The sequence below is a fragment of the Microbacterium daqui genome (genome assembly GCF_050408675.1).
GTDB lineage: Bacteria > Actinomycetota > Actinomycetes > Actinomycetales > Microbacteriaceae > Microbacterium.
Genome location: NZ_JBNTKF010000001.1, coordinates 238,869 through 265,662, shown reverse-complemented (window position 1 = coordinate 265,662; position 26,794 = coordinate 238,869). Strand labels below are relative to the sequence as shown.

At 62.1% G+C, this 26,794-nt stretch carries 27 protein-coding genes and 1 tRNA gene; 10 read left to right on the top strand and 18 right to left on the bottom strand.

Going from position 1 to position 26,794, the window contains the following annotated elements; genetic code table 11:
- The first annotated feature begins 110 nt into the window (after nucleotides 1-110).
- A complete protein-coding gene (locus ACQUSY_RS01255; protein ID WP_428902702.1) occupies nucleotides 111-2,462 on the top strand; it encodes an excinuclease ABC subunit UvrA in 2,352 nt (783 codons plus the stop codon).
- 105 nt (nucleotides 2,463-2,567) lie between these two features.
- On the opposite strand, the gene ACQUSY_RS01250 is transcribed toward ACQUSY_RS01255, so the two are convergent.
- On the bottom strand, nucleotides 2,568-3,146 hold the full coding sequence (locus ACQUSY_RS01250) for an HdeD family acid-resistance protein (RefSeq protein ID WP_428902701.1): 579 nt from the start codon (nucleotides 3,144-3,146) through the stop codon (nucleotides 2,568-2,570).
- A 143-nt stretch (nucleotides 3,147-3,289) separates the two neighbouring features.
- Here ACQUSY_RS01250 and ACQUSY_RS01245 point away from each other — a divergent pair, with 143 nt between their 5' ends.
- Both ACQUSY_RS01245 and ACQUSY_RS01240 read left to right on the top strand, forming a co-directional pair.
- The gene (locus tag ACQUSY_RS01245; protein WP_428902700.1) at nucleotides 3,290-3,934 is read left to right on the top strand and encodes a GNAT family N-acetyltransferase; all 645 of its coding nucleotides are present in this window, start codon (nucleotides 3,290-3,292) and stop codon (nucleotides 3,932-3,934) included.
- 93 nt (nucleotides 3,935-4,027) lie between these two features.
- Nucleotides 4,028-4,222 (top strand): hypothetical protein, encoded by a 195-nt coding sequence (locus ACQUSY_RS01240; protein ID WP_428902699.1) that lies wholly within the window; start codon nucleotides 4,028-4,030, stop codon nucleotides 4,220-4,222.
- A gap of 11 nt (nucleotides 4,223-4,233) precedes the next feature.
- Here the strand turns inward: ACQUSY_RS01240 and ACQUSY_RS01235 are convergent, their stop codons facing one another.
- On the bottom strand, nucleotides 4,234-4,437 hold the full coding sequence (locus ACQUSY_RS01235) for a helix-turn-helix domain-containing protein (protein WP_428902698.1): 204 nt from the start codon (nucleotides 4,435-4,437) through the stop codon (nucleotides 4,234-4,236).
- Entirely contained in the window at nucleotides 4,437-4,913 is a 477-nt protein-coding gene (locus ACQUSY_RS01230; RefSeq protein ID WP_428902697.1) for a DUF2975 domain-containing protein, read from the bottom strand. The genes ACQUSY_RS01235 and ACQUSY_RS01230 overlap by 1 nt, the downstream gene beginning before the upstream one ends.
- 101 nt (nucleotides 4,914-5,014) lie before the next feature.
- Between ACQUSY_RS01230 and ACQUSY_RS01225 the strand changes: the two genes are divergently transcribed.
- The 4 genes from ACQUSY_RS01225 to ACQUSY_RS01210 all read left to right on the top strand — a co-directional run bounded on the left by ACQUSY_RS01225 (nucleotide 5,015) and on the right by ACQUSY_RS01210 (nucleotide 6,961).
- Nucleotides 5,015-5,368 (top strand): DsrE family protein, encoded by a 354-nt coding sequence (locus ACQUSY_RS01225; RefSeq protein ID WP_428902696.1) that lies wholly within the window; start codon nucleotides 5,015-5,017, stop codon nucleotides 5,366-5,368.
- A gap of 61 nt (nucleotides 5,369-5,429) precedes the next feature.
- Nucleotides 5,430-6,005 (top strand): TetR/AcrR family transcriptional regulator, encoded by a 576-nt coding sequence (locus tag ACQUSY_RS01220; RefSeq protein WP_428902695.1) that lies wholly within the window; start codon nucleotides 5,430-5,432, stop codon nucleotides 6,003-6,005.
- Between the two features lie 33 nt (nucleotides 6,006-6,038).
- The gene (locus ACQUSY_RS01215) at nucleotides 6,039-6,407 is read left to right on the top strand and encodes a hypothetical protein (protein WP_428902694.1); all 369 of its coding nucleotides are present in this window, start codon (nucleotides 6,039-6,041) and stop codon (nucleotides 6,405-6,407) included.
- Between the two features lie 71 nt (nucleotides 6,408-6,478).
- Nucleotides 6,479-6,961 (top strand): DUF2087 domain-containing protein, encoded by a 483-nt coding sequence (locus ACQUSY_RS01210; protein ID WP_428902693.1) that lies wholly within the window; start codon nucleotides 6,479-6,481, stop codon nucleotides 6,959-6,961.
- On the opposite strand, the gene ACQUSY_RS01205 is transcribed toward ACQUSY_RS01210, so the two are convergent.
- The 6 genes from ACQUSY_RS01205 to polA all read right to left on the bottom strand — a co-directional run bounded on the left by ACQUSY_RS01205 (nucleotide 6,962) and on the right by polA (nucleotide 14,895).
- Nucleotides 6,962-7,717, bottom strand: a complete 756-nt coding sequence (locus tag ACQUSY_RS01205; protein ID WP_428902692.1) for an SGNH/GDSL hydrolase family protein — start codon at nucleotides 7,715-7,717, stop codon at nucleotides 6,962-6,964. It lies immediately after the preceding gene.
- A 58-nt stretch (nucleotides 7,718-7,775) separates the two neighbouring features.
- Nucleotides 7,776-7,934, bottom strand: coding sequence for a hypothetical protein (locus ACQUSY_RS01200; RefSeq protein WP_428902691.1), 159 nt, complete (start codon nucleotides 7,932-7,934; stop codon nucleotides 7,776-7,778).
- Nucleotides 7,935-7,967: 33 nt separating this feature from the next.
- On the bottom strand, nucleotides 7,968-9,317 hold the full coding sequence (locus ACQUSY_RS01195) for an MFS transporter (protein ID WP_428902690.1): 1,350 nt from the start codon (nucleotides 9,315-9,317) through the stop codon (nucleotides 7,968-7,970).
- A gap of 52 nt (nucleotides 9,318-9,369) precedes the next feature.
- Entirely contained in the window at nucleotides 9,370-10,401 is a 1,032-nt protein-coding gene (locus tag ACQUSY_RS01190) for an LLM class flavin-dependent oxidoreductase (RefSeq protein ID WP_428902689.1), read from the bottom strand.
- A 140-nt stretch (nucleotides 10,402-10,541) separates the two neighbouring features.
- Nucleotides 10,542-12,212: a DUF885 domain-containing protein gene (locus tag ACQUSY_RS01185; protein ID WP_428902688.1), complete on the bottom strand. Its 1,671-nt coding sequence runs from the start codon at nucleotides 12,210-12,212 to the stop codon at nucleotides 10,542-10,544.
- A gap of 52 nt (nucleotides 12,213-12,264) precedes the next feature.
- Nucleotides 12,265-14,895: a DNA polymerase I gene (polA, locus tag ACQUSY_RS01180; RefSeq protein WP_428902687.1), complete on the bottom strand. Its 2,631-nt coding sequence runs from the start codon at nucleotides 14,893-14,895 to the stop codon at nucleotides 12,265-12,267.
- A 46-nt stretch (nucleotides 14,896-14,941) separates the two neighbouring features.
- Between polA and ACQUSY_RS01175 the strand changes: the two genes are divergently transcribed.
- Nucleotides 14,942-15,379, top strand: a complete 438-nt coding sequence (locus tag ACQUSY_RS01175; RefSeq protein WP_428902686.1) for a hotdog fold thioesterase — start codon at nucleotides 14,942-14,944, stop codon at nucleotides 15,377-15,379.
- Between the two features lie 83 nt (nucleotides 15,380-15,462).
- Here the strand turns inward: ACQUSY_RS01175 and ACQUSY_RS01170 are convergent, their stop codons facing one another.
- From ACQUSY_RS01170 to ACQUSY_RS01160, 3 genes are all read right to left on the bottom strand, one after another.
- Nucleotides 15,463-16,083 carry an ANTAR domain-containing response regulator gene (locus ACQUSY_RS01170; protein WP_217337600.1) on the bottom strand — a complete coding sequence of 207 codons (621 nt, stop codon included), beginning with the start codon at nucleotides 16,081-16,083 and terminating at the stop codon, nucleotides 15,463-15,465.
- Between the two features lie 69 nt (nucleotides 16,084-16,152).
- The gene (locus ACQUSY_RS01165; protein ID WP_428902685.1) at nucleotides 16,153-16,410 is read right to left on the bottom strand and encodes a DUF7218 family protein; all 258 of its coding nucleotides are present in this window, start codon (nucleotides 16,408-16,410) and stop codon (nucleotides 16,153-16,155) included.
- Nucleotides 16,411-16,418: 8 nt separating this feature from the next.
- The gene (locus ACQUSY_RS01160; RefSeq protein ID WP_428902684.1) at nucleotides 16,419-16,619 is read right to left on the bottom strand and encodes a hypothetical protein; all 201 of its coding nucleotides are present in this window, start codon (nucleotides 16,617-16,619) and stop codon (nucleotides 16,419-16,421) included.
- A 191-nt stretch (nucleotides 16,620-16,810) separates the two neighbouring features.
- Here ACQUSY_RS01160 and ACQUSY_RS01155 point away from each other — a divergent pair, with 191 nt between their 5' ends.
- Nucleotides 16,811-17,890, top strand: coding sequence for a carboxylate-amine ligase (locus ACQUSY_RS01155; protein ID WP_428902683.1), 1,080 nt, complete (start codon nucleotides 16,811-16,813; stop codon nucleotides 17,888-17,890).
- Here the strand turns inward: ACQUSY_RS01155 and ACQUSY_RS01150 are convergent.
- The gene (locus ACQUSY_RS01150; protein ID WP_428902682.1) at nucleotides 17,887-18,207 is read right to left on the bottom strand and encodes a DUF7882 family protein; all 321 of its coding nucleotides are present in this window, start codon (nucleotides 18,205-18,207) and stop codon (nucleotides 17,887-17,889) included. The genes ACQUSY_RS01155 and ACQUSY_RS01150 overlap by 4 nt on opposite strands.
- Complete coding sequence (locus tag ACQUSY_RS01145; protein ID WP_428902681.1) at nucleotides 18,207-18,518, bottom strand: DUF7882 family protein; 312 nt, start codon at nucleotides 18,516-18,518, stop codon at nucleotides 18,207-18,209. Before ACQUSY_RS01145 ends, ACQUSY_RS01150 begins: the two co-directional genes overlap by 1 nt.
- 176 nt (nucleotides 18,519-18,694) lie before the next feature.
- On the opposite strand from ACQUSY_RS01145, the gene ACQUSY_RS01140 reads away from it, so the two are divergent.
- Complete coding sequence (locus ACQUSY_RS01140) at nucleotides 18,695-18,862, top strand: hypothetical protein (protein WP_428902680.1); 168 nt, start codon at nucleotides 18,695-18,697, stop codon at nucleotides 18,860-18,862.
- A gap of 69 nt (nucleotides 18,863-18,931) precedes the next feature.
- Here ACQUSY_RS01140 and ACQUSY_RS01135 read toward each other — a convergent pair.
- The 4 genes from ACQUSY_RS01135 to gltB form a co-directional block, all read right to left on the bottom strand.
- Nucleotides 18,932-19,017 (bottom strand) — tRNA-Leu (locus ACQUSY_RS01135).
- Between the two features lie 132 nt (nucleotides 19,018-19,149).
- A complete protein-coding gene (gene pyk, locus ACQUSY_RS01130) occupies nucleotides 19,150-20,598 on the bottom strand; it encodes a pyruvate kinase (protein WP_428902679.1) in 1,449 nt (482 codons plus the stop codon).
- A gap of 55 nt (nucleotides 20,599-20,653) precedes the next feature.
- On the bottom strand, nucleotides 20,654-22,120 hold the full coding sequence (locus ACQUSY_RS01125) for a glutamate synthase subunit beta (RefSeq protein ID WP_428902678.1): 1,467 nt from the start codon (nucleotides 22,118-22,120) through the stop codon (nucleotides 20,654-20,656).
- Nucleotides 22,113-26,684 carry a glutamate synthase large subunit gene (gene gltB / locus ACQUSY_RS01120; protein ID WP_428902677.1) on the bottom strand — a complete coding sequence of 1,524 codons (4,572 nt, stop codon included), beginning with the start codon at nucleotides 26,682-26,684 and terminating at the stop codon, nucleotides 22,113-22,115. The genes ACQUSY_RS01125 and gltB overlap by 8 nt, the downstream gene beginning before the upstream one ends.
- Nucleotides 26,685-26,794: the final 110 nt, after the last annotated feature.

Sequence of the window (26,794 nt, the reverse complement as noted above, 5' to 3'; positions counted from 1 at the left end):
CGAATTCGGGAGGCGTCGGCTCACGCTGATGCCTCCCGTTTCTTGTTACAGCAGACGCGATGTCGGTGCAACTTATAGGCTGAACAGCCCGCAACGCATCTGGAGCCCGCATGTCGCACCCCGCAGATAACCATGACTACATTCGCGTGCAGGGCGCCCGCGAAAATAACCTCAAGAACGTCTCTGTCGACATTCCGAAACGGCGGCTGACCGTGTTTACGGGCGTTTCTGGTTCCGGCAAGTCGTCGCTCGTCTTCGGAACCATTGCCGCCGAGTCGCAGCGAATGATCAACGAAACCTACAGTTCGTTCGTGCAGGGCTTTATGCCGTCGTTGTCGCCCCCCGACGTCAACGTTCTGGAGGGGCTGACGACGGCGATCATCGTTGATCAGGAGCGCATGGGAGCAAACTCCCGCTCGACCGTTGGCACCGCGACAGATGCCAACGCGATGCTGCGCATTCTCTTTTCACGCATGGGCTTTCCGAGTGCCGGCAGCCCGCAGGCGTACTCGTTCAATGTGCCTTCCGTTTCTGGCGCAGGAGCCGTCACGATCAGCAAGGGTGGCGAAACGACGACGGAAAAGCGGAGCTTTTCGCAGGTCGGCGGCATGTGCCCGAAGTGTGAGGGCATGGGGTCGGTGACCGACCTTGATCTCACGCAGTTGTACGACGAATCGAAGTCGTTGCTTGAGGGCGCCATTACGATTCCTGGCTACACGGCTGACGGCTGGGCCACACGCATTTACGCAGCGTCAGGCTTTGTCGACCCGAACAAGCCGATCAAGGAATACACGGAGCAAGAGCTCCAAGACTTCCTCTACAAAGAACCCACCAAGGTCAAGATTGAGAGCATCAACATGACCTACCTGGGCCTGGTCAACAACGTGCAGCGCTCGATGCTCTCGAAAGACCGTGAGGCGATGCAGCCCCACATTCGCGCGTTTGTTGAGCGTGCGGTGACGTACACGGCGTGCCCCGAGTGTGACGGTACGCGCCTTGCTTCTCACGCACGTGAGTCGAAGATCGCCGGCGTAAGCATTGCCGATGCCTGCCGCATGCAGATTTCGGACCTGGCCGAGTGGCTGCGGTCGATTGATGAGCCATCCATTACGCCCTTGGTGAAGGCGCTCCAGGAGTCGCTCGACTCGTTCGTCGAGATCGGCCTCGGATATTTGTCGCTGGAGAGACCGAGCGGAACCTTGTCTGGGGGAGAAGCGCAGCGCACGAAGATGATTCGTCACCTGGGCTCGTCGCTCACCGACGTGACGTACGTGTTTGATGAGCCCACGATCGGCTTGCACCCGCACGACATTCAGAACATGAACGGTCTGCTCGAGCGCTTGCGCGACAAGGGCAACACCGTGCTCGTCGTTGAGCACAAGCCCGAAGCGATCGCGATTGCTGACCACGTCGTTGATCTGGGCCCACGGGCCGGTGCGAATGGCGGCGAGATTTGCTACGAGGGTTCGCTCGACGGGCTACGCGCTTCTGACACACTCACCGGGCGCCACCTCGACGACCGCGCTCAGCTCAAGGAGACGGTGCGCAAGCCCACCAGCCAGTTCGAAGTGCGCGGTGCCAACACGCACAACCTGCGCAATGTCGACGTCGACATTCCGCTCGGCGTGCTGACCGTGGTTACCGGTGTTGCTGGGTCTGGCAAGAGCTCCCTCATTCACGGCGCACTGCCCGCGCACGGCGACGTCATCGTGGTCGATCAGGGCGCGATCCGTGATTCCCGTCGCAGCAATCCCGCGACCTACACTGGGCTGCTTGAGCCGATTCGCAAGGCGTTTGCCAAGGCGAACGGGGTAAAGCCGGCGCTCTTCAGCGCAAACTCTGAGGGTGCCTGCCCGACCTGCAACGGTTCCGGAGTTATCTACTCTGACCTGGGGGTTGTCGCTGGCGTTTCTGCCATCTGCGAGACGTGTGAGGGCAAGCGCTTCGCTGCTGGAGTCCTCGAGCTGACGTATGCCGGCAAGAACATCAGCGATGTGTTGTCGATGTCGGTCAGTGAAGCCCGTGAGTTCTTTTCCGCAGGGGAGGGGAAGCTTGCTGCGGCGGCTTCGATCCTGGTGCGATTGGACGATGTCGGGCTCGGCTACCTCACGATTGGGCAGCCGCTCACAACGCTTTCTGGTGGCGAGCGTCAGCGACTGAAGCTGGCGACGCACATGGCAGACAAAGGTGGCGTTTACGTCTTGAAGCCAACGACCGGTCTGCACCTTGCTGATGTTCAGCAGCTGTTGGGGCTGATGGACCGGTTGGTCGACGCCGGAAAATCGGTCATCGTCATCGAACATCACCAGGCGGTCATGGCTCACGCGGACTGGATCATCGACATGGGCCCTGGTGCGGGCCACGACGGCGGAACCGTGGTGTTCGAAGGCACACCACGCGAACTCGTCGAGGCGCGTGCGACAGTTACGGGGGAGCACCTCGCCCGCTACGTAGGGGCATAAGCACTGGCGGTGCCCGCCCGTTGAGCGAGCAGCGCAGCAGCGAGACGAAACGTGCCCCCGCCGCTTCAGACGGCGGGGGCACGTTGTCTTACGGTCTCGGTAAGGTCAGTCCTTGCCGATTGTGAAGGCGCGGACGACCTGCACGATACCGATGACGAACAGCGAAATACCGAACCATATCCACAGCACGACGCCGGCAACCAGCGGCGACAGCAGCAGGGCAATACCAGCGAGGATGCTGATGATGGCGAAGAAGACCGCCCAGCCCTTGCTCGGAGCGAGCTTGAGCGTGGTGAATGCCGCGATACCTTCAAAGATCCACGAGACACCGATGAAGATGACGACGATCGACGCGAAGATGACCGTGCTTGAGGCCGGGTTCATGAACGCGATGATGCCGGCCGCGATGAATACGAGACCAGCGAGCGCGTGACCGATGCGGCCGCCCGCTCCCATGCCCTTTGCCGTGAGTGCGATAATGATGTAGAAAACGCCGCCAATGAGTGCGTATGCGGCGAGGATCATCGTGAAGGTGACGGCCGACTTGGTCGGCCAAAGGAAGATCAGGGCGCCGATGATGATTGCGAGCGCACCGCCGAGTCCGAGGAGCCACTTCAGGCTCTTCAGCACGGGTGAGTCCGCCGCGGGGGCGCCGACCGTGGTGTTGTCGACCGATTCAGACATTTTTGCCTCCTGAGCCAGGGTTATTGACCTTAAAGTATCGCTTTAAGGTCTGATGTGCGTGTTGTACGCGCCTATCTGCACCATAATTCATCAATTGTTGGGCATATCAACGCCGGGTAGGGGAGTTGTGGCAGTGTTGAGAAATGGACCTAGTCGACGCATTTCCTCCACTCGGACTACGGATTGAAGCGGGGCCGCTCGTCTTGCGGGGTGTCACTGACGAGTTAATTCCTGCGCTCTCAGAGCTCGCCATGAGCGGCATTCACGATCCGGCATTCATGCCGTTTTGCTTTCCGTGGACGGATGCTCCGGCGGAAAAGCTCCGAACAGACCTTGCTCAATATCACTGGGGCAATCGCGCACGATGGTCAGAGGCGGCGTGGAACCTTGAGTTGGCAGTCGAGTACGACGGCGCGCTGGTCGGAACCCAAGGATTCGGGACGCGTGATTATGTCAGCACGCTTACCGGCGAGACCGGCTCATGGTTGGCGCTTAAGCATCAGGGGCGCGGCATAGGAACACAGATGCGTCAGGCGATCTGTGCATTCTTGTTTGACTACGCCGACGCTGCAGAGGTTACGTCGGCGGCATTTACCGACAACCCGAACTCGTTGGCCGTTAGCCGCAAAGTCGGATATCGACCCGATGGTGACATTCGCGTGAAGCGCCGTGACGCCCTGGCGATCAGTCGCCGACTGGTGCTGATGCCTGAAGCATTCGTGCGTGGTGAACCGATCACTGTCACCGGCGCCGCAGCGTTCCGTACGTTTATCGGGCTCGATTCGTAGCGGAACTTCCCCATCGGCAGCGCTGTCGTAGATTCTCCGATAATGCACATTATGTCAGGTTGGTTTTTATGATGCCTCCCTCTCAGGGTCGACATGCTGACATCAAGCACACTTCGCGACCGCCCGCTCATGCCGTGGCAGAATCAACGCACAACCACGCGCCATTCAGCAAAGGAGCAGCACAGCGACGAAGAACTGCGCGGGCTGTGCATCCGCGCGGGCGGCGAACAACTCGTCAGCGTCCCCAACGATGCCGAACGCGACGCCGAGCGCCCGACGCCCTGGTAGCAAACGCGTCCCTACGATTCGTAGCCGAGGATGTCTCCGGGCTGACAATCGAACACGCGGCAAATGGCTTCAAGCGTGCTGAATCGCACCGCTTTCGCGCGCCCACTTTTCAGCACGAATACGTTCGCCGGCGTAATGCCGATAGCCTGTGCCAGCTGCGCAACGGTCATGTTGTGCTGCGCCAGTTGGTCATCGAGGTTAACGATGATCGGCATTAGATCACCTCGGCGAGGTCGGCGTCCATCTGCATCGCCCGGATCAGGAGTTCACGCATCACCAGCATCAGGAGCGCGAGCCCGACTCCGGCTACGACGATACCGATGAGCATCAGAATGACTCCGGGCGGACCAAATCCTGCTCCTGTCATGACGGCGAAACCAACGGCTCCCGTGAGCGCTACTCCCCCGAATGCGGCGATGATGACGTTTACGGGCCCAAGTGACCCGCGCGCAAAGATTGCATCGCGATCTACCAACGTGAGCAACCGCCACATACACACCACGGCGACCTGTAGGAATAGTACGAGCACGACTCCGACGATCATGCCTGGCCAACGCAGTCCCGCAACCTCTGGGAAGGTATGAATCGTGCTCTCAATGATGTCCGGAATCCAGAAAACCTGAGCGAGCACACCGACAGTAAAAAGGATGACCAGCATCACCCTCACGCCGAATATTGCGAACTGGCCCATGTCGCCCCTATCGTTCAACGATGTATTGATAAACGATAGGTGGGTGCGGCATGAGCGTCAACCCCGATAGCAATGCTGCAAAAAAGCGGGACAATGGAACCATGAGCACACAGCCCCGTTCCGCCGTCTTTCAAGCAGCTGGAGAATCTGAAGAGCTCACGCTGATCGCTCTGAAGAAGGCCGCTAATTTCCTTCGCGAGCACCCCGCCACCGTCATCGAAATCGTGGTCTCTGGTTCCGCTGTTCACGGACTCATTGACGGCCACGCGACCGCTGTCGCCGCCGCAATTCTCCTCGGAGACCACCCATCAACCACGGTCGTGGCATGCCGTAACGCGCTACACACGCATGACATCGATGAGTCTGCGCTTGCTGACACGTTCTCCGTGGTTCCGGCAGCCGTTGCCCGCATTGTCGAGCGACAGTGGGACGGCTGGGCGCTCGTCGTCGTTTGACCGGCGTGACTCCCCCGTCGAGCCTCGAGCGCTCGAGCGCACTCATCGGGATAATGGACGCATGCCGAGAATTTCTGCGTCAACCATGGCGGAGCATCGTCACGCCCAGCATTCGGCATTGCTGGCTGCAGCCGAGCAGATTCTCATCGAGCACGGTGTTGAGGCAGTTACCGCTGGCAAAGTGACTGCGGCGGCAGGGCTTGGTCGTTCAACGTTCTACGAATACTTTCCGTCGCGTGACGACATTCTTGTCGCGCTCGCCCGCGTGGCATTCGAGCAGTGGAACGCCGAACTGCGCACCGCGACGGATGCCGCGCCCGCTGGCCCCGAACGACTGCGCGTCTACATTGCGAAGACGCTCGAAATGACGAGCGACGGGCGTCACCATCTGGCGACCGCGCTGCGCGACGTCGATCTCTCCCCCAAGGGTCGCGAAGACATCGCCGCGCTCCATGACGCGCTGGCGAAACCAATCACTGAACTCATCGCGAGCCTTCCATTCGAGACCACGCACCTCTCCCCCATGTTTGTGCGCAGCGCGATTGGTTCCGGCATGACGCTCGTCAATCACGGCGTCCCGATCGCCGATGTCGCACAGCAACTGACGGCCTTTATTCTGAACGGACTGCGAAACTAGTCCTTTCCGACAGGGTGTCGCTAAAATGGAACCATGGAGATCCTCAAGAACGTCATCCTTGCGTTCCACATCATTGGTATCGCAAGCCTTCTGGGCGGCATGCTCGTCCAGATGAAGAGCATGAAGACGGGTGAAACCAAGATCGTTCCCGCCATCATGCACGGCGCGTGGACGATGCTGATCACCGGTCTCGCCCTCGTCGGCATGGCCTACGCGACTGGCGCCGGCGAGTTCGTCAACAACGCCAAGATCGGCGCGAAGACGGTGGTTCTCATCGCCATCTTCGTGATCGCTTTCATGAACAAGAAGAAGCCGTCGCTCGCCGGCTGGGTACTGCCCTCACTGATGGTGCTGACCCTGATCAACATCTTCATGGCAACGGTCTGGAAGGCCTACAGCTAAGGCACTGCCATGCTCCGTGAGGCCCGCGACGATTTCGTCGCGGGCCTCACGCGTCTCGTAGTGTGGTTGATATGACCGACCTTGTACGCCCGCTGCTCGCCGCGCTCATCAATGACGATCTGCGCCTCGTTCTCGCGGAGGCGCTCGCAGAGGGGCTTGAGCCTCTATCCCCCGCGAAGCGCGCCCGTGCACGGCAGAAGCTCATCGACACCGGCGTGGTGACTGCTGACGGTGATGCCCTCACATTTGATCCGGGGCAAGCGCGCGAGGCGCTGCAGGCGATGGCGCGGCCGCGGCGCGAAGGGCTCGATCGGTTCCTCACCGATACCGGCCGCGTTGACCGGTATCCGTCGGATCACGAAACGCGGGTCGAGTTTCTGACGATGCTGGCGAAGCGTGCGTTGCAACCCGGAGAACGGATGACGGAACCAGTGCTCACGGTGCGCTTGGAAGGCCTGGCAGATGACGCGGTACTGTTGCGTCGCCATCTCATTGACTACGGCGTCGCCGAGCGCACGGCAGGTGGCGAGGAATACTGGCTCGCCGAGGCGTAGTTACGGCTGGACGGTGACCCAGTCGCCGAACTTCGGGAGGCGTCCGTCGCCGGAACTCGTCTTGGTTACGCGGCGCTTGACCCACGGAACCAAGTGCTCGCGAACGTAGACTCCGTTCCGCAGCGGGGCCGTTGCGGAATCACGAGGCAGTGACCACCAACCCTCAGGCACGTCTTGGCCGAGCGCTATGAGCACGCGGGCGGCGACACGGTGGTGGCCGCGTGTGTTCATGTGGAGGCGGTCCGGAGCCCAGTAGGTGGGTCCGGAAAGCTCGCGGTCGGGCCAGTTGAGTGCCCGAATGATGTCGGGACGATAGGCCAAGCGGCCAATCACGGCATCAGAAAGTTCATTGCCGCGCCGACGAATCAGACCCGGCATGGGCAATCCGGTCGCGGGAAAAGCGCCTGAAAGAATGATCAGCTGCACACCCTCCTCGTCACAGCGACGGATGACGCGTGTGTATGCGTCAGCGATGTGCTCAGGGTCAGTGCTGGGGCGCAACATGTCGTTGCCGCCACCATTAAACGACAGGTGTGTCGGCTTCAACGCCAGTGCCGGCTCAAGCTGCTGCTCGACGACGGGCCAGGCGAGCTTGCCCCGGATCGCGAGGTTGGCGTATTCGATCGGCTCGCCAAGCGAACGCGCCCATCCTTCGGCGGTCAGATCAGCCCAGCCCCGCGGTGTGCCATCTGGCAGTTCATCGCCCACGCCCTCCGTGAACGAATCTCCGATCGCGACGTAACGAACCTGTGCCATAACTCAGATTCTATGAGAGCACCGAGTCTAAAGGCTCGAACCCGCCCAGGCTGCGCAACTAAAACGTCATTTGTGAGGCGGAAACCACGCGTGCTGTGCGACCCAACGAAGCGATACGACTCACCACGCCGTCTCTGTCATACGCGTCGGCAAACACCTCTCGCTGCACATCGATGACGAGAAGAACCGAACCACTGCGATCTGCAATCGTGCTCATGCGAAAATCTTGCCACGTGATTCCGACAATCGGCTACCGATCATCGAGTGCGACACCAGACTTGTCCACGAGACCCCAGGCCGCCGCCGCCGCAATGGCGAACGCGATGGCGAAGATCACAAACAGCGTAGGAGCCCCGGCGTTCGCGAGGATTAGCGGAACCAGGATCGGCGCAATAATCGACGCGATGCGCCCGACACCAGCGGCCCAACCCGAACCTGTCGCACGCATCGACGTCGGGTACATTTCGGGGCTCACGGCGTACAGCGCACCCCACGCTCCCAGGTTGAAAAAGCTCAATGCCATACCGGTAGCAATGATCATGGTCTCGGTCTCTGCCGTGCCGAACAGCATGGCTGAGATAGCGGAACCAACAAGGAAGACGGAGAGTGTGGTGCGGCGGCCCCACACCTCAATGAGCCAGGCGGCGACCGCATAGCCTGGCAGCTGGGCGAGCGTGATGATGAGCGTGAAGCCGAAAGACCTGACGAGGTCGAAGCCCGCGCCCACGAGGATCGAGGGGATCCAGATGAAGGCACCGTAGTAGGAGAAGTTCACGCAGAACCACACCACCCACAGGCTCACCGTACGCGCGCGGAACTCACGGGAGAAAAGAGCCGCGAGGCGCTCACGCGGTGAGGTTGCCATCGCCGTCACGGCCACTGGCTCCGCGGCCTCAGCCGGCGGCTCGATACCGGCCGAACGCTCGAAGTCTTGAACAATCGCTTCGGCCTCGGCGGTACGACCCTTGCGCTCGAGCCAGCGCGGCGACTCCGGAAGTCCCCAGCGCACGACCAGCGCGTAGATCGCCGGAATCGCGCCAATAGCGAAGGCCCAGCGCCAGCCCTCGGGCACGTTCGGGATCACGAAGTAGCCGATGAGCGCCGAGGCCGTCCAGCCCACGGCCCAGAATGCCTCGAGCCAGACGATGAGGCGCCCACGGTTGCGTGCCGGAGCAAACTCACTGACGTAGGTCGAGGCGACAGGCAACTCGGCGCCGAGACCGAGACCCACGAAGAAGCGCAGCACTAGGAGCGCAGCCACTCCCCCAACCAGAGCACTCGCGCCAGTCGCGAGACCGTAGACGAGCAGCGTCAACGCGAAGATAGAACGTCGCCCGAAGCGGTCAGCCAGCAAGCCGCCGAGTGTCGCGCCCAGTGCCATGCCGATGAAGCCGACAGAGGCGATCCAGCCCTTTTCTGCGGGAGTGACGTTCCACACCGCGGGCAGTGCCGCGAGGATGAAGCTGATGAGGCCAACATCCATCGCATCGAGTGCCCATCCGAGGCCCGATCCGGTCAGGATCTTGCCGTGCTTTCGAGTGAACGGGAGGCGGTCAAGACGAGCGCTGCGGCTCAGCGGTGCTACCTGGGTGTCAGTCACGTTCTCAGCCTAAAGCATTAATACCCAAACCGAGAACAAAGATTACGAAGCGCTACTCCCCCAGCAGTTCCCGCACCCGCGGGATCACCTGCGTGCCATACAGCTGAATCGACGACATCAAGCTTTCGTGCGACGTGGTTCCGTTCGCAAACTTCAGGTCGAAGCGATCCATCTCGAGTGCGCGCGCGGTGGCAGCGATCTTTTGCGCCACGCGCTCTACCGAACCGGTGTACTGGGCGCCGTCCGGGCCGACATCCTGCTGGAATCGTGCCCGGCTGTAGGGCGGCCAGCCCCGCTCGGCGCCAATGCGGTCGCTGAGCTCTTTCGTGCCCTCATAGACCTCGTTCCACGCCTGCTCATCGGTCTCACCGATGTGGCCAGGCGAGTGAACCGCGACCGGTTGCGGACTGAAGCCAAACGTCTGCACCGACTTGTGAAAGAGATCAACGAACGGGCGGAACCGGTCGGCTGAGCCGCCGATAATGGCCAGCGCGAGGCCGTGCCCATGGCGAGCCGTGCGCACGACAGACTCCGGGCTGCCACCAACGCCGACCCACACCGGCATTTTTGATTCGGTCTTCGGGTACACCTCGACGTTATCGAGCGGCGCGCGGGTGCGGCCGCTCCACGAGATATTGGGGTTGTCGTTGAGGATCGTTGTCAGGAGTTCCAGCTTCTCCTCGAACAGGGCATCGTAGTCGTTGAGCGAGAAGCCAAACAGCGGGAACGACTCGATGAAGCTCCCGCGACCCACCACGATTTCGGCGCGACCGTTGGAGAGGGCATCGAGCGTCGCGAAGCGTTCGTAGACGCGCACCGGGTCATCGGAAGAGAGCACGTTGACGGCGGTACCGAGCTGAATGTTTTTGGTGGCCGTCGCGATGCCAGCGAGCACCATTTCGGGTGCTGACACGGCGAACTCTGAACGGTGGTGCTCACCGACACCAAAGAAATCGATACCGAGCTCATCGGCAAGCGTCGCCTGTTCGACGATGTTGCGGATCGTCTGCGCGTCAGACAGCATCTCGCCGTTCTTGTCGCGCGTGACGTCACCGAAGGTGTCGAGTCCGAACTGTAGTGCCACGGTGTCTCCTTAATTGCTGGCTCCGCTTGTGAAGCCTATGACTCGAAACGCGAGCCGGTAAGGATTCATTCCCGTGAATGGGAGCGGAACCAGAGAGGTGGCCGAGAGGCGAACCTCTCGACCACCTTTGCCTGGGGTTCTTAGCCCAGCAGGGCCTTCTTCAGGGTGTCGAGGCCGACACCACCGAGGTCAAGCGCACGCTTGTGGAACTCCTTGATCGAGTAGCTCGCACCCTGCTTGGCCGCGTACTCATCGCGCACATTTTCCCAAATGCGCTGGCCGACCTTGTAGCTCGGCGCCTGTCCTGGCCAGCCGAGGTAGCGGTTGACTTCGAACTGGACGAACTGGTCGCTCATGTTCACGTTCTTACGCATGAAGTTGAGCGCGTACTCCGCGTCCCAAATACCTTCGCCGTCGAGGCGCGGCTTGCCGAGGTGCACACCGATGTCGAGCACGACGCGAGCTGCGCGCATGCGCTGGCCGTCCAGCATGCCGAGGCGGTCAGCGGGGTCAGACAGGTAGCCCAGCTCTTCCATCAGACGCTCTGCGTACAGTGCCCAGCCTTCGGCGTGACCCGAGGTTCCGGCGAGCACACGACGCCACGAGTTCAGCTCGGCGCGGTTGTAGGTCGCCTGAGCGATCTGCAGGTGGTGACCCGGAACACCCTCGTGGTACACCGTGGTGAGTTCACGCCACGTGTCAAACGTGTCGACGCCCTCCGGCACAGACCACCACATGCGACCCGGACGCGAGAAGTCGTCTGTCGGGCCGGTGTAGTAAATGCCACCCTCCTTGGTGGGGGCAATCATGCACTCAAGCTTGCGGATCGGCTCGGCGATGTCGAAGTGCGTCGCAGCGAGGTCGGCGATGGCCTTGTCGCTCGTTGCCTGCATCCACTCCTGCAGCGCCTTGGTGCCGTGCAACTTGCGCGACTCGTCTTGCTCGAGGAACGCGACAGCCTCTTCTACCGAAGCGCCAGCCTTAATCTCGTTGGCGATCGCCGTCTGCTCGGTCACCATGCGGCGCAGCTCGTCGATACCCCACTCGTAGGTTTCGTCGAGGTCAATCGTCGCACCGAGGAAGCTGCGCGAGTGCAGTGCGTACAGGTCGCGGCCGACCGCGTCGACATCGTGCGTTGCGGGAGCCAACTCGTCAGCAAGGAACGACGCCAGCTTGCCGTACGCCGCACGAGCCGCGTCAGCGTTGGCGGCGAGGTCGCGGGCGAGCGATGCGGGAAGTTCGCCGTCGGCGGGCTTCGCCTCGGCGGCAAACTCAACGAAGTAACCCTTGTCTGCCGCGTAGCGCTCGACCTGCGTGATGACCTCGCGAACCTGACGCTGAGCCGGCACGGAACCCTGCGCGATGCCTTCGCGGAGCGTTTCGATGTAGCCGTCGATAGCGCCGCCGAGGTTGCTGAGGCGGGTCGAGATGGTGGCCCAGTCATCGTTGGTGGCCATGGGCATGAGATCCAGCACATTGCGGATCTCCTGCGCGGGCGATGCGATGACGTTGAGGTCACGTAGCGACCACTTGGCGTCGTTAAGTTCGAGGTCGAGTTCAAGCGTGGCCGCGAGGTCAGTCTTGGTGACCTCGTCAATGGTGTCGACGGGCGTCGCAGCGTTCAGCTTAGCCAGCGTGGAACGAGTCTCAGCAATGAGCGCTTCGTGTCCGGCCGGGCTGTAGTCGCCATAGCGGTCGTTGTACTCAGTACGACCGAGGTAGGTGGCGAGGGTAGGAAGCTGTTCAGCGAGCGTGTCGACCCACGCGTCGGCGATCTGGTCGATCTCCGTGGGAGTGCGTTGTTCAGTCATGATGCTGAGCCTATCGAGAAAGCGGAACCATGGGAGGGGCGGCACATAACGGCTAGTGGCCGGCGGCGTCCCAGTTGGGGCCGCGGCCGACCTGAACGTCGAGCGGCACCGAGAGGCTCGCCGCGTCACCCATACGGGTGCGCACGATCTTCTCCGTCGCCTCCCATTCACCCGGCGCGACCTCGACCACGAGTTCGTCGTGGATCTGCAACAGAACGCGCGAACGCAGGTCTGCTGCACGGAGGTCTTGGTGAATGTGGAACAGCGCGATCTTCATGATGTCGGCGGCGCTGCCCTGAATCGGCGAGTTGAGTGCCGCACGCTCGGCGTTTTCACGGAGCACACGGTTCGGGCTCGACAGGTCAGGGAACGGACGACGACGACCGAAGATCGTCTCGGTGTAGCCGTCGATCTTGGCCTGCTGTACCGACGCACGCAGGTAGTCGCGCACGGCACCGAAACGGTTGAAGTACTCCACCATCAGTTGCTTGGCTTCAGACTGCTCAATGCGCAACTGCTTCGACAGACCGAATGCCGAGAGTCCGTAGACGAGGCCATACGACATCGCCTTGACCTTCGTGCGCATCGCAGGGGTGACTTCGCTCGGGTCAACCCCGAACACGCGCGAGCCCACAAAGCGGTGCAGGTCTTCGCCTGAGTTAAACGCTTCGATCAGGCCCGGGTCTTCCGACAAGTGCGCCATGATGCGCATTTCAATCTGCGAGTAGTCGGCGGTAAGAAGCGTCTCGTAGCCCTCGCCGACTTCGAACGCCTGGCGAATGCGACGTGACTCCTGCGTACGAACCGGGATGTTCTGCAGGTTGGGGTCGGTGCTCGACAGGCGGCCGGTCTGGCTACCGGTCTGCACGTACGTCGTGTGCACACGGTGATCGGGCTTAATCGCGCTGTCGAGCGATTCGATGATCTGGCGCAGCTTCGTCGCCTCACGGTGCTGGCCCAGCAACTCAAGGAACGGGTGCGGGCTCTTCTCCTGAAGATCGGCGAGAGCCGCAGCGTCAGTCGAGTAGCCAGTCTTGGTCTTACGGGTCTTCGGCAGTTCGAGCTCGTCGAACAGCACCTCCTGGAGCTGCTTCGGCGAGCCCAGGTTGACCTCGCGGTCGATGGTTCCGTACGCCTCCTGCGCGATGCCATCGGCACGCTCAGCAAGTTCGGCAGAAAAGCCGCTCAATAGTTCGTGAGAGACAGCGACGCCGGCGAGCTCCATGTCGGCGAGTGCCGACAGCGTGGGCAGCTCGATGTCGACGAGCACGCTGAGAATGTTCTCCGGCATGTCGGCACGCACGACGTCGGCGACGCGCAGCGTGAACCAGCTCAGCTGGCCGGGCGTTGCGCCCTCGGTTTCGGGAACAAGCTGCGTCGGGTCGGCCTCGGGGAGCTTCTCCCCCAGGTACCGATCGACGAGGTCGGCGAGCGTCTTGTCGGGGTAGCTCGGGCGGATGAGCCAGCCGGCGAGGTTCGTGTCGAAGGTGAGCGCGCCCAGGTCGGCGCCCACGCGGCGAAGCGCCTTCAGCTGCGGCTTCGCGTCGTGAAGCACCTTGTCGGCGTCGGATTCGAGCCAGCCCTGGACAGCCGCGTCGTCGGTCCAGTCGAATTCAATCGCTTCAGCGAGCGTGGCAACACCAACGCGCGACGGCGTACCGTCGAGCACCGTCACCGTGACACCGACAGGTGCCGACGAATTAGCTGCGAGCCACGCAGCCGCACCCGCAGCGTCAACCTGACGGGCTTCAGGAACAGGTAGTGATGGTTCCGGAGCAGACTCCTCAGCCACCGCACCGGTCGCTTCGAAGACGCGCGGCAACAGCGTGCGGAACTCAAGGCGCGCAAACATATCGCGCACGGCCTGCGCATCGATCGGCTGCACCGCGAGGTCAGCCGGCTTCACGTCAAGCTCAACGTCGGTGAGGAGACGGTTGAGCTTGCGGTTGCGGCGTACATCATCCATGTGCTCGCGCAGGTTGTTGCCCACGACGCCCTTGATTTCGTCAGCGCTCTCGAGAATGGCGTCGAGCGTACCGAACTGCGTCAGCCACTTGACCGCGGTCTTCTCGCCCACCTTGGGAACGCCGGGCAGGTTATCGCTCGTCTCACCGACGAGGGCCGCGATGTCGGGGTACTGGTGCGGCGGCACGCCGTAGCGCTCCATCACCGTTTCAGGGTCGTAGCGCTTGAGCTGCGACACACCCTGAACCGACGGGTACAGCAGCGTGACCTTGTCGTTCACCATCTGGATCGAGTCGCGGTCGCCGGAGACGACGAGCACGTTGTAGCCCTCGTCAGCACCCTGCGTCGCGAGGGTCGCGAGAATGTCGTCGGCCTCGAAATCTTCTTTCGTCAGCACCGTGATGTTCATCGCGCCCAGGGTCTCCTGCAACAGCGGAATCTGCCCAGAAAACTCCGGCGGAGTCTCGTTGCGGGTGCCCTTGTACTCCGCGTATTCGCGGGTACGGAACGACTGACGCGAAACGTCAAAGGCAACGGCGATGTGCGTTGGCTTCTCGTTCTTGATCAGGTTGACGAGCATCGACAAGAAGCCGTAAATCGCGTTGGTGTGTTGGTTGTCTTTGGTCGTGAAATTTTCGACCGGAAGCGCGTAAAACGCGCGGAAAGCCAAGGAATGGCCGTCGACAACAAGAAGGGTAGGCTTTTCGGAGTCCGTCACCCCTCCAGCCTAACGAGGGATACCGACGAGCGCAGGAGGAACATCAATGCCCACGAATAACGACCACCTCGCCGAGCTGTACGACAACCCCCTGGAATGGGTGCAGTCGCGCGGTATGGGAGCGCTCGCTGAGCGCATGGAGATCGTCATGACCGCGTTCGACAAGGATCACGCGGTCGCGACTATGCCGGCCCTGGGAAACACGCAGCCCGTCGGCCTTATCCACGGTGGCGCGTACGTCGTTCTCGGCGAATCGCTCGGCTCGATGCATGCGAACCTGCTCGCCGGCCCCGGAAAGCTCGCCGTTGGCGTCGACATTAACGCGACCCACACGCGCTCGGTGCGCGCCGGCTTCGTCACCGGCACCTGCACGCCAATCCACGTCGGCCGCAGCCTCGCCGTGCACGAGATCATCATCACCGACGAAGAAGGCCGCCGCTGCTCCACGATTCGCATCACCAACGCGATCATCGACCAGCGCTAACTGTTTTTGCGAGCGGAACCACTGGTTCCGTTAACGACGAATGGCCACCCTTGCGGGGTGGCCATTCGTGTAAGTCTTGTTTGCTAGTCCTTCTTCGGGGACAGCTGGTCGATGATTGCCTTCGCAACGTCCTGCATGGTCAGGCGTCGGTCCATCGATGCCTTCTGAATCCAGCGGAATGCCTCGGGCTCGCTCAGGCCCATCTTCTCGTTGAGAAGGCCCTTCGCGCGGTCGACAAGCTTGCGGGTTTCGAAGCGCTCGACCATGTCGGCGACCTCGGCTTCGAGCGTGATGATCTGCTCGTAGCGGGCGAGGGCGATTTCGATCGCCGGGAGCAGGTCGTTCGGCGTAAACGGCTTCACGACATAGGCAAGGGCACCGGCTTCGCTGGCACGCTCAACGAGCTCCTTCTGGCTGAAAGCGGTGAGGAGCACGACGGGCGCGATGTGGTTCTTGCTGAGCTTCTCAGCGGCCGTGATGCCGTCCATTTGGGGCATCTTCACGTCCATGATCACCAGATCAGGGCGCAACTCGGTCGCGAGCTGAACGGCGGTTTCACCGTCACCAGCCTCACCGACAACGTCAAAACCGTTGTCTCGGAGAATCTCGACGATGTCGAGGCGAATGAGCGACTCGTCTTCGGCGACGACCACGCGGCGGGGGGCGGGCGCTGAGGTAGCTTCGGTTTGTTCCTGATCGGTCACCGCTCAATCCTATGGCACAGGCACCGTTCAATTGGCGTTTCCCACACAGACAACGTTGATTTAAGACGATCACCCATCGCGCAGCTTCGCGATGAGGTCTCGTTTGCGGAGTTTCGAGTAGCCGGTGAGCCCCAACTCTTTCGCCCGCTTCCGCAGTTCTGGGACTGTCCACTCATCGTATGGTTCTGCTTCTCCCCCGCGCTTACCCACCGCCGAGCGCCCATCGCGCGCGCTCGCGTTCGCAATGCGGGCGGCCTTCTGTTTTGAGGCGCCGTCGCGGCGGAGCGCTTCGTAAACCTCTTCATCTTTAATCTGCGGGTTCGGCATTGCACACCTCAATCAACTGGTTCGCGTTGCGTCTCAATGAACTGGCGGTCATCGTCACTCAGTGTTTCGTCACCCGTAGCGGCGTAGCCCGTGAGCGTACGAATCTCCTCGAGTGCTGAGGCCGGCACCGCCTCATTGGGCGACTCCCAAATGGCGTGCTTCGCTTCGATACTCAGTTGCGGCCACCACGTGTGAATGTCAGGCAACATGGTTCTCCCTTCGATGCCTCTAACCTCTCAACCGTGTTCCGCCTTGGGCACCCCCTTGACAGCAGTCTTGCTCTCTGATGGCGCGCCCGAGAAGCACACCGAAGGGTTCTCTGTCAACCGGTTAGACCAAGCACCGCTCGGCCCGCCAGAGTACAGACACTCCCCCGTTTTGACAGAAAAGGTGCCCGCTCATGACGCGATCATTTGGTATCGAAGAAGAATTCATGATCGCGGATGCTGAGTCACTCACGCCGGTCAATGTGGCACATGGCGCCATCGAAGACCTTCGGTCGCGCGATCTCCCGGGCACTGTCACTGCCGAGTTTCTCGATTGCCAAATTGAGTTCGCCACCGGCATCTGCACCGATGCCACACAGGCGCTCGAAGAGCTCACCGCGTTTCGGACCACGGCGCAAGCCTGGGCCGAACATCGGGGTCTTGTCGTGGTTCCGTCGGGAACGCCATTCGAGGCGGGTCGATCCCGCATCGAACCCACGTCAGCGCGCTACCACCAGATCGCGACAGACGTAGGCCGCCTCGCCGGCGAACACCTTCTCAACGGCATGCACGTTCACGTGGGCGTTGACGATCCCGATGACCGGGTGCGAGCCCTCGGAGTCGTCCGATCGTGGCTCCCTGCACTGCTGGCCATCTCAGCCAACTCGCCATTCTGGAACGGCATCGACACCAGCTTTCACAGCTGGCGGTCAATCCAAACGCGGCGTTGGACCACCAACGGAATCCCACCGATCTACGAAGACAAAGAAGATCACGACCGGCTGCGCGAACGGCTCATCGGCCTCGGTGCCACGCAGCTCTACAACACCGCCAGCTGGAGCGTGCGCGTGTCAGAGAATCTCCCCACAGTCGAGCTCCGCATTAGTGACGCGCAACTCACCGCGGCACGCGCCGTTTCGATCGCCATGGTGATGAGGGCGTTGGTCGATAGCGAGCTCCGCCACAGTACGCGCGAAGCCCCCGAACGGCACCACATTCTTGACGCCGAACTGTGGCACGCTGCACGCCACGGGTTGAACGATGGACTGTACTACCCCGGCAGTCGGTCGCATTCCCCCAGCGTCGCGGCCTTGTCGCACCTCACGGCGTTGGTGCGCGACAGCGACCAACAGGCCCCGCCATTCGTCATGAACGAGATTGACCAGATCACTGCTGGTCGAGACGGGGCGACGATGCAAAGGGAAGCGTTCGCTCAAGGGCTCCCACAACTCAGCGAGCTCTACCGCGACTGCATGCGTATGACCACTGACTAGTCAGCGGCGTCGGGCGATTCGAAGTGTTCAGCCACCAACATGATGCCACCCGTCGAATGCGCCGAGCGCGCGAGTTCTTCCAGCCACGTGGGGCTCAGCTCCGCCGGTTCAGGCGAATCAAAAATGAAGCGGAGCGGAATCGCCGGGTGCAACCAGATCGTGCTGCGCCCGCCGTCATCTTCTTGCGGGTGAATCCATGACAGCGTGAAGCTTTCACCGCGACGGAGTTTCGTCGTGATGACGACCTTCAAGTGGGCGAGTGCGCGATCTTCGATCTCGATGGGGCTATCTGGGTGCCCATACAACAGAACGCCCATTACGCTTCCTTCTTTTCTGCTGGTTCCGGAACCATGTGCAAGCCGTGCGCGGAGTGCGCTGTTTCTGACAGCGCGTCGAGCCATGCCGCATTGAGCTGCGGTCGTCGGCTGCCGTAGAACTTGAAGACGAGCGATGCCGAGCTGTGAATCCATACGCTCGTGCGCCCGTCCCCCACACTCGCATCGTCGCGCCAGCTGAAGAAGAACGGCTCGTTACGACGCAACTTCGAACCGATAACAACCTGCAAGTGGGCGAGCGCGCGATCCTCGACATCGATCTTGACGTTCGTGTCGTAGATGAATTTTCCCAAGGTTCTCCTTCACGAAGCCCGTGTTGTCCCGCGCACAAACCGCGCACCGGTGAGTACACCCAATCAAGCATTCGGCGGCATAGCAACCCTTAGCCCCGCGGTATCAAGTTCGCAACCCCCTGCCGGTCGACAGCATGGAGGCGTAATCTCGGCGCCAAGCGAAGGAAAGGTAGATCATGGCCGACCCGAACCTCGATCCCGAAACAGCAGCGCCAGCTGCCGACGGCGGCAACGGAACGGACAAACCTCGAATGTGGCGAGAGGTATCACTCGATTCCGGAGAGATCTCCGTCGTGCCCCCGAATCCGGCGGGCGTCGAAGAACCGCCCACCGTCGGCGAGTAACCGCTCTGCGAGCGTCGCGGGTGCGGCCTGTTGAAACAGAAGAGACGCACATTCGTGCGCCTCTTCATTTGGTGCCGGTGGTGGGACTCGAACCCACACGCCCTTTCGGACAAAGCATTTTGAGTGCTCCGCGTCTGCCATTCCGCCACACCGGCAAGTGGGTGAAACAAGTCGAGACTATCGCAGTTGCGAGGGCCAGCGCGACGCGATGGCACGCCGGGCGCGTCGCGCCGCAGACACGCCACGGGCCGGTGACACCCGAAGGTGCCACCGGCCCGTGAACGGAACTACTTGACCTCTTGGTAGATGGGGGCTGCGCCGTTGATGGCGTCTCCCACCTTGTGAACGCGAAGGTCGTTCGTCGATCCGACGATTCCGGGAGGGGAACCAGAGATCACAACGACCTTGTCGCCTACCTCAGCGAGGTTGTTCTTGAGCAGGTAGTTATCGACCTGCACATACATGAGGTCGGTGTGCTTGACCGTGTCAACCAGCGTGGCGCGGATGCCCCACGTCAGAGCCAGGCGGCGCTTGATTCCCTCGAGCGGCGTGAACGCCAGCATCGGAATCTTCGAGCGCAGACGCGACATGCGACGTGCCGAGTCACCCGACTGCGTGAAGACGCACAGGTACTTTGCCCCGACGAAGTCAGCGACCTCCGCAGCGGCGAGGGTAATCGCGCCACCCTGCGTACGCGGCTTGGCGGTCAGCGGGTGAATGCGTTCCAGGCCGTGGTCTTCGGTCGACTCGATGATGCGTGCCATCGTCTCGACAACGACAGTCGGGTATTCGCCGACGCTCGTTTCACCAGACAGCATGACGGCGTCAGCGCCGTCGAGCACCGCGTTTGCCACGTCGCTGGTCTCAGCGCGCGTGGGAACGGGGCTCGAAATCATCGACTCGAGCATCTGAGTCGCAACGATGACGGGCTTCGCCATGCGGCGAGCCAGGGCAACGGCTTCCTTCTGCACGATCGGCACGGCTTCGAGCGGCAGCTCAACGCCGAGGTCACCACGAGCGACCATGATGCCGTCGAAGGCGTCAACGATCTCTTCGAGCGCTTCGACAGCCTGCGGCTTTTCGATCTTTGCGATCGTGGGCAAGAACTTGCCCTCTTCACGCATGATCTCATGCACGCGCTCGATGTCACGAGCGTCACGAACGAAGCTCAGCGCGATGAGATCTGCTCCGATGCGCAGACCCCAACGGAGGTCGTCCTCATCCTTCTCGCTCAGCGCCGGCACGTTCACGGCAACGCCCGGGAGGTTGATGCCCTTGTTGTTAGACACCGCTCCGGCGACGATCACCTTGGTGATCACGTCAACGCCGTCGGTCGAAACGACCTCGACGCGAACCTTGCCATCGTCAATCAGAAGGAAGTCGCCCGGCTTGACGTCGTGGGGCAGGCCCTTGAACGTCGTACCGACGCGATCCTTGGTTCCGAGGATGTCCTCGGTCGTAATTGTGAAGAGGTCGCCCTCTGCAAGTTCGTGGGGTCCGTCGGCAAACTTGCCGAGTCGAATCTTCGGTCCTTGCAAGTCCACCAGCACGGCAACGGCTTTACCGATGTCGTCTGCCGCACGACGCACGTTGGCAAAGTTTGCCTCGTGCACCGAATAGTCGCCGTGGCTGAGGTTCAGTCGTGCGACGTCGACGCCCGCTTCAAGAAGCGCTCGTACGGTTTCATATGTGGATGTTGCAGGACCCAGGGTTGCGACGATTTTTGCGCGTCTCATCCGTATGTGCTCCGGTTGTTAGGGTTCTGTGGCCATTAGGTAGGCCGTCTCCAGCCTACTGATGCGGTAGTCCAATAGCGACATCACTCGCCCGGACCGGCGCAGGCAGTGACGTCGTACCCATCAGATACGCGTCAGCGTGCGCCGCTGCCGCACGCCCCTCAGCGATTGCCCACACGATGAGCGACTGGCCGCGGCCAGCGTCACCGGCAACGAAAACACCGGGAAGGGACGTGTGGAAGTCGTCTTCACGCGCCACCGTGCCGCGGTTCGTGAAGGGTGCCTTGATCTGGGGTTCCAGCGTGTCGCGCTCGGCTCCGGTGAAGCCCATCGCGATCAAGATTAGGTCGGCAGGGATCTCACGCTCGGTGCCCGATTTCGGCACGCGTTTGCCGTCGACGAACTCGGTTTCGGCGACACGCAGTGCGCGCACCTCCCCCGCATCATTCGCCAAGAATTCGACGGTCGACGCGAGATAGACACGTTCTCCACCCTCTTCGTGCGCAGATTGCACTTCGAAAATGGTCGGCATCATGGGCCACGGCTGGTGTTCTGGCCGCTCTTCGCCGGGCTGACGACCGATCGCGAGGTTTGTTACGCTCAGCGCGCCCTGACGGTGTGCGGTGCCGATGCAGTCGGCACCCGTGTCGCCACCACCGATCACCACGACGTGCTTGCCCGCTGCGGTGATCTGGTTGGCAACCGTGTCGCCCGCGACGACCTTGTTCGACTCGACGAGGTACTCCATCGCGAAGTGCACGCCGGGCAGATCGCGCCCGGGAATAGCCAGGTCACGGGGAACAGTGCAACCCGTGGCCACGATCACGGCGTCGTAGCGATCGCGCAGTTGCGCCCATGTGATGTCCTTACCGATCTCAACGCCGCCGCGGAAACGCGTTCCCTCATCCTGCATCTGACGGATGCGGTCTTCAATGTGAGACTTCTCCATCTTGAAGTCGGGGATGCCGTAGCGCAGCAAACCGCCGATACGGTCGTCACGCTCAAACACCGCGACGGTGTGCCCGGCACGGGTCAGCTGCTGGGCTGCGGCGAGGCCCGCGGGGCCGGAACCAACAACAGCGACCGTCTTGCCGGTGATGCGCCCGGGTGGTTGCGCCTGCACCCACCCATTGGCAAAGGCCTCATCAATGGTTGAAACCTCGATTTGCTTGATCGTCACGGCGGGCTGGTTGATACCGAGCACGCACGAGCTTTCACACGGCGCCGGGCAGAGACGCCCCGTGAACTCCGGGAAGTTGTTCGTCGCATGCAGGCGCTCAATGGCCTGCCGGCCTTCGCCGCGCCACGTGAGGTCGTTCCACTCCGGAATCAGGTTGCCGAGTGGGCAGCCCTGGTGGCAAAACGGTACGCCACAGTCCATGCAGCGCCCTGCCTGTCGGCGAAGCACGGCCTTGTCGCCGGGTTCGTACACCTCTTTCCAGTCCATGATGCGAACCGGCACCGGTCGACGCTTGGGGAGCTCGCGCTCCGTTACCTTCAGGAAGCCCCTCGGATCAGCCACCTGTCACCTCCAAAATGCGATTCCAGACGACCGTGCCGTCGGGGTCGAGTCCCTCGGCTGCGGCGTCTTGACGAGTTTTGAGAACGGCCGCGTAGTCACGCGGCACAACACGAACGAAGTTCGGGGCTTCGTCGTGGAAGTTCGCCAGGAGCGATGCGGCACGCGACGAGCCGGTCGTTGTCTGGTGGCGGGTCAGCAGGTCGCGCAAGATCTCACGGTCGGCGGCACCGAGCGTCTGAATCTCGAGCTCCCCCGAGCGCAGCGCGTCGCGGTTCACCAATTCGCGGCGCAAGCGGTACACATACGCGGTTCCGCCCGACATGCCCGCACCAAAGTTGCGGCCAGTCTTACCGAGAATCACCGCGAGACCGCCGGTCATGTACTCCAGCGCGTGGTCGCCCACACCCTCAACGACCGCGGTCGCGCCGGAGTTGCGCACCAGGAAGCGCTCGCCGACGACGCCTCGCAAGAACATGGTTCCCTGTGTTGCACCGTAGCCAATCACGTTGCCGGCAATCACGTTGCGGGCGGCGTCGAACGTCGCGTCACGCGGCGGCAACACCGCGATTTGGCCGCCGGAAAGCCCCTTGCCGACGTAGTCGTTCGAGTCGCCCTCGAGACGCAGCGTAATGCCGGCCGGCAGGAAGGCGCCGAAGGATTGGCCAGCGGAACCAGTGAGGTTGACGACGATGGAGTCGTGCGGGAGGCCGTGCTCACCATGCTTCTTCGTCACGTAGTGACCGAGAAGGGTGCCGACAGCGCGCTCGGTGTTGCGGATCGGCAGGTCGATCGTGACCTGTCCCCCGTGCTCGATCACCGGACGCGCGTGCTCCAGGAGAGCCACGTCGAAGTGTTTTTCCAGCTCGTGATCCTGGTCACGGAGGTGCTTGCGCGGCGCGTCTTCCGGTAACTCGGGGCCCACCAAGATCGGCGTGAGGTCAAGGCCCCGCGCCTTCCAGTGTGCTATCGCACCGTCGGTGTCGAGCAGCTCGGCGTGGCCGACGGCCTCATCGAGCGTGCGGAAACCAAGCTCAGCCAGATACTCACGCACCTCTTCAGCGATGAACTCCATGAAGTTGATGACGAACTCCGGCTTGCCGCTGAAGCGCGAACGCAGCACCGGGTTTTGCGTCGCAACGCCAACCGGACACGTGTCGAGGTGACACACGCGCATCATGATGCAGCCGCTGACCACGAGCGGCGCGGTCGCAAAACCGAACTCCTCAGCGCCCAGCAGAGCACCGATGACAACGTCGCGGCCGGTCTTGAGCTGACCATCCACCTGCACCACAACGCGGTCGCGCATGTTGTTGAGCATGAGCGTCTGTTGCGTTTCGGCCAGACCCAGCTCCCACGGCGAACCCGCGTGCTTGAGCGAGTTGACGGGGCTCGCACCCGTGCCACCATCGTGACCGGAGACCAACACGACGTCGCTCAGCGCCTTCGCCACACCGGCGGCAACCGCGCCGATACCCGACTGACTCACCAGCTTCGTATGAATACGGGCCGACGGGTTGGCGCGCTTCAGGTCGAAAATGAGCTGCTTGAGGTCTTCGATCGAGTAAATATCGTGGTGCGGCGGCGGTGAAATGAGACCGACACCGGGCGTGCCACCACGAGTGCGGGCAACCCATGGGTACACCTTTTCCGGCGGCAACTGACCACCCTCACCGGGCTTGGCTCCCTGCGCAAGTTTGATCTGGATGTCTTCGGCCTCGGTGAGGTACAGGCTCGTGACACCAAAGCGTCCCGATGCCACCTGCTTGATGGCGCTCCGGCGCTCTGGGTCGAGCAGACGGTCAACGTCTTCGCCACCCTCACCGGTGTTGCTCTTGCCACCGAGACGGTTCATGGCAATCGCGAGAGTCTCGTGCGCCTCTTGCGAAATCGAGCCATAGCTCATGGCACCGGTCGAGAAGCGCTTCACGATCTCGGAGACCGGCTCCACCTCATCAAGCGGCACGCGCGGCCGCACACCGCTACGCAGCGAAATCATGCCGCGGAGCGTCTTCAACTCTGCCGCCTGATCGTCGACCATCTTCGTGTACTCACGGAAGATGTCGTAGCGACGCGTGCGCGTGGAGTGCTGTAGGCGGAACACCGTCTCCGGGTTGAAGAGGTGCGGCGGGCCTTCGCGGCGCCACTGGTATTCGCCACCCGTCCACAGGCGTTCGTGGGCACGAACAGCAGTGTCTTCGGGGTAAGCGAAGTCGTGGCGCGCTTGGTTTTCGTTCGCGATGTCTTCAATGCCGATGCCACCGAGCTTGGACTCGGTACCGGTGAAGTAAATGTCGATGACGTCTTGCGACAGGCCGATCGCCTCGAACACCTGGGCGCCGGCGTACGAGCGCACGGTCGAGATACCCATCTTGCTCATGACCTTGAGCACGCCCTTGCCGAGCGCGTAGATGAGATTCTTGACGGCCTTTTGCTCGGTCACGTCGGTGATGCGACCGGTACGGACCAGCCACTCCACGGTCTCCATCGCGAGATACGGGTTCACTGCCGAGGCGCCGTATCCGATGAGCGTGGCAACGTGGTGCACTTCGCGCACGTCACCGGCCTCAATCACGAGCCCCACTTTCATGCGGGTCTCGTTGCGAATCAGGTGGTGGTGGACGGCTGCCGTCATCAGCAGCGACGGAATCGGAACCAGGTCTTTGTTACTGTCACGGTCGCTGAGAATCAAGAACTCGGCTCCGGCTTCGATCGCCGCATCCGCTTCAGCGCACATCTCCTCGATGCGCTTCTGCATGGTTCCGGGGCCCGCATCAAAGTGGTAGAGACCCTTGAGCGTCACGCTCTTGCGTTTCGGTAGCGCCTTGTGGATGTGCTGGATCTTCGCGAGCTCATCGTTGTCGATGACCGGGAAGTCGAGCGTCACGCTCTGCGCGTGCTCAGGGCCCCACGTCAGCAGATTGCGCTCCGGCCCAATACCCATGCGCAGCGAAGTGACGACCTCTTCGCGGATCGAGTCGAGTGGAGGGTTGGTGACCTGCGCGAACTGCTGCACGAAGTAGTCGAACAGGAGGCGCGGGCGGTCGCTGAGCACGGCAATCGGGGTGTCCGATCCCATCGCACCCAGTGGTTCTGCCCCGTGCTGTCCCATCGGTGCGAGCAGTGTGCGCACCTCTTCTTCGGTGTAGCCGAAGGTGCGCTGGCGGCGCGTGATCGAGGCGGCGGGGTGCACGATGTGCTCGCGTTCGGGCAGATCGTCAAGGCGAACGGCGCCTTCCAGCCATTCTTCCCACGGGTGCAGGTTGGCGAGGTCTTCTTTGATTTCGTCGTCTTTGACAATGCGGCGCTGCGCCGTGTCGACGAGGAACATGCGGCCCGGCTGCAGGCGGCCACGGCGCTTGATGCGGTCGGGCTCAAACTCCAGCACGCCTGTCTCCGAGCCGATGACGATCAGCCCGTCCTTCGTTTCGGTCCAGCGCCCGGGGCGTAGACCGTTGCGGTCGAGGGTTGCGCCAACAACCGTGCCGTCGGTGAAGATGAGCGCTGCCGGGCCATCCCACGGCTCCATCTGCATCGAGTGGAACTCGTAGAAGGCGCGCAGCTTCGGGTCAATGTCGGACTGCTTTTCGTAGGCCTCCGGAACCATCATCATGATGGCGTGCGGCAAGCTCCGGCCGGTGAGGGTGAGCAGCTCGAGCACCTCGTCGAACGACGCTGAGTCACTCACACCGGGGGTGCAGATCGGCAGGAGTGGTGCCATATCACCCAGCAGTTCAGACTCGAGCTGCGACTGGCGGGCACGCATCCAGTTGCGGTTGCCGCTGACAGTGTTGATTTCGCCGTTGTGGGCGAGCATGCGCAGCGGCTGTGCGAGCGGCCATGACGGGAACGTATTTGTCGAATAGCGCGAGTGCACGACGGCGAGCTCGCTTGCGAAGCGCTCATCCTGCAGGTCGGGGTAGAACGGCTCCAGCTGCAACGTCGTGACCATACCCTTGTAGCCGAGCGTGCGCGACGAGAGGGAAACAAAATACGCGCCCTGCTCGGTTCGAGCACGGGCGCGTAGACGGTAGGCCAAACGGTCAAGTTCAACGCCGCTCATAGCCGGAGCGCCACCGACTGCCGGCCGAGAAAGGAAGAGCTGTTCGCACTGCGGGCGTGCGTTGTAGGCGAGCTTGCCGAGGTTCGCGGGCGCGGTCGGCACGAGGCGCCATCCCAGAACGGTCAGGCCCTCAGACGCAGCGATCGCTTCGACGCCACGCTTCTGTGCCTCGCGCTCCTGCTCGTCGAGCGGCAGAAAAGCCATGCCTGCGGCGTACTCGCCGACCACAGGCAGCTCGAACTCGAGAACGTCGCGGAAGAAAGCGTCGGGCATCTGCGTGAGAATGCCAGCGCCATCGCCGGTACCGGCGTCAGAGCCAATGGCTCCACGGTGCTCGAGGTTGCGTAGCGCCTCCAGCGCCAACGCAACAATGTCGTGTCCGGCTTCACCACGCAACGTGGCAACCATGGCCAACCCGCAGGCGTCTTTCTCGAACGCGGGGTTGTACATGCCTTGCTTCGCAGGAAAATTACCCACGAGGCTCGGCTGACGGGTCGAAGACATAGAAGTCGTCCTCACAAAAGTGGCGGTCAATGACTCGGACGACGTTGGCCCAAGTGCGGAAGCCTGCATAAACATCAGGCAAATTCGGGCGAGCTTGTGGCGACCGGAGC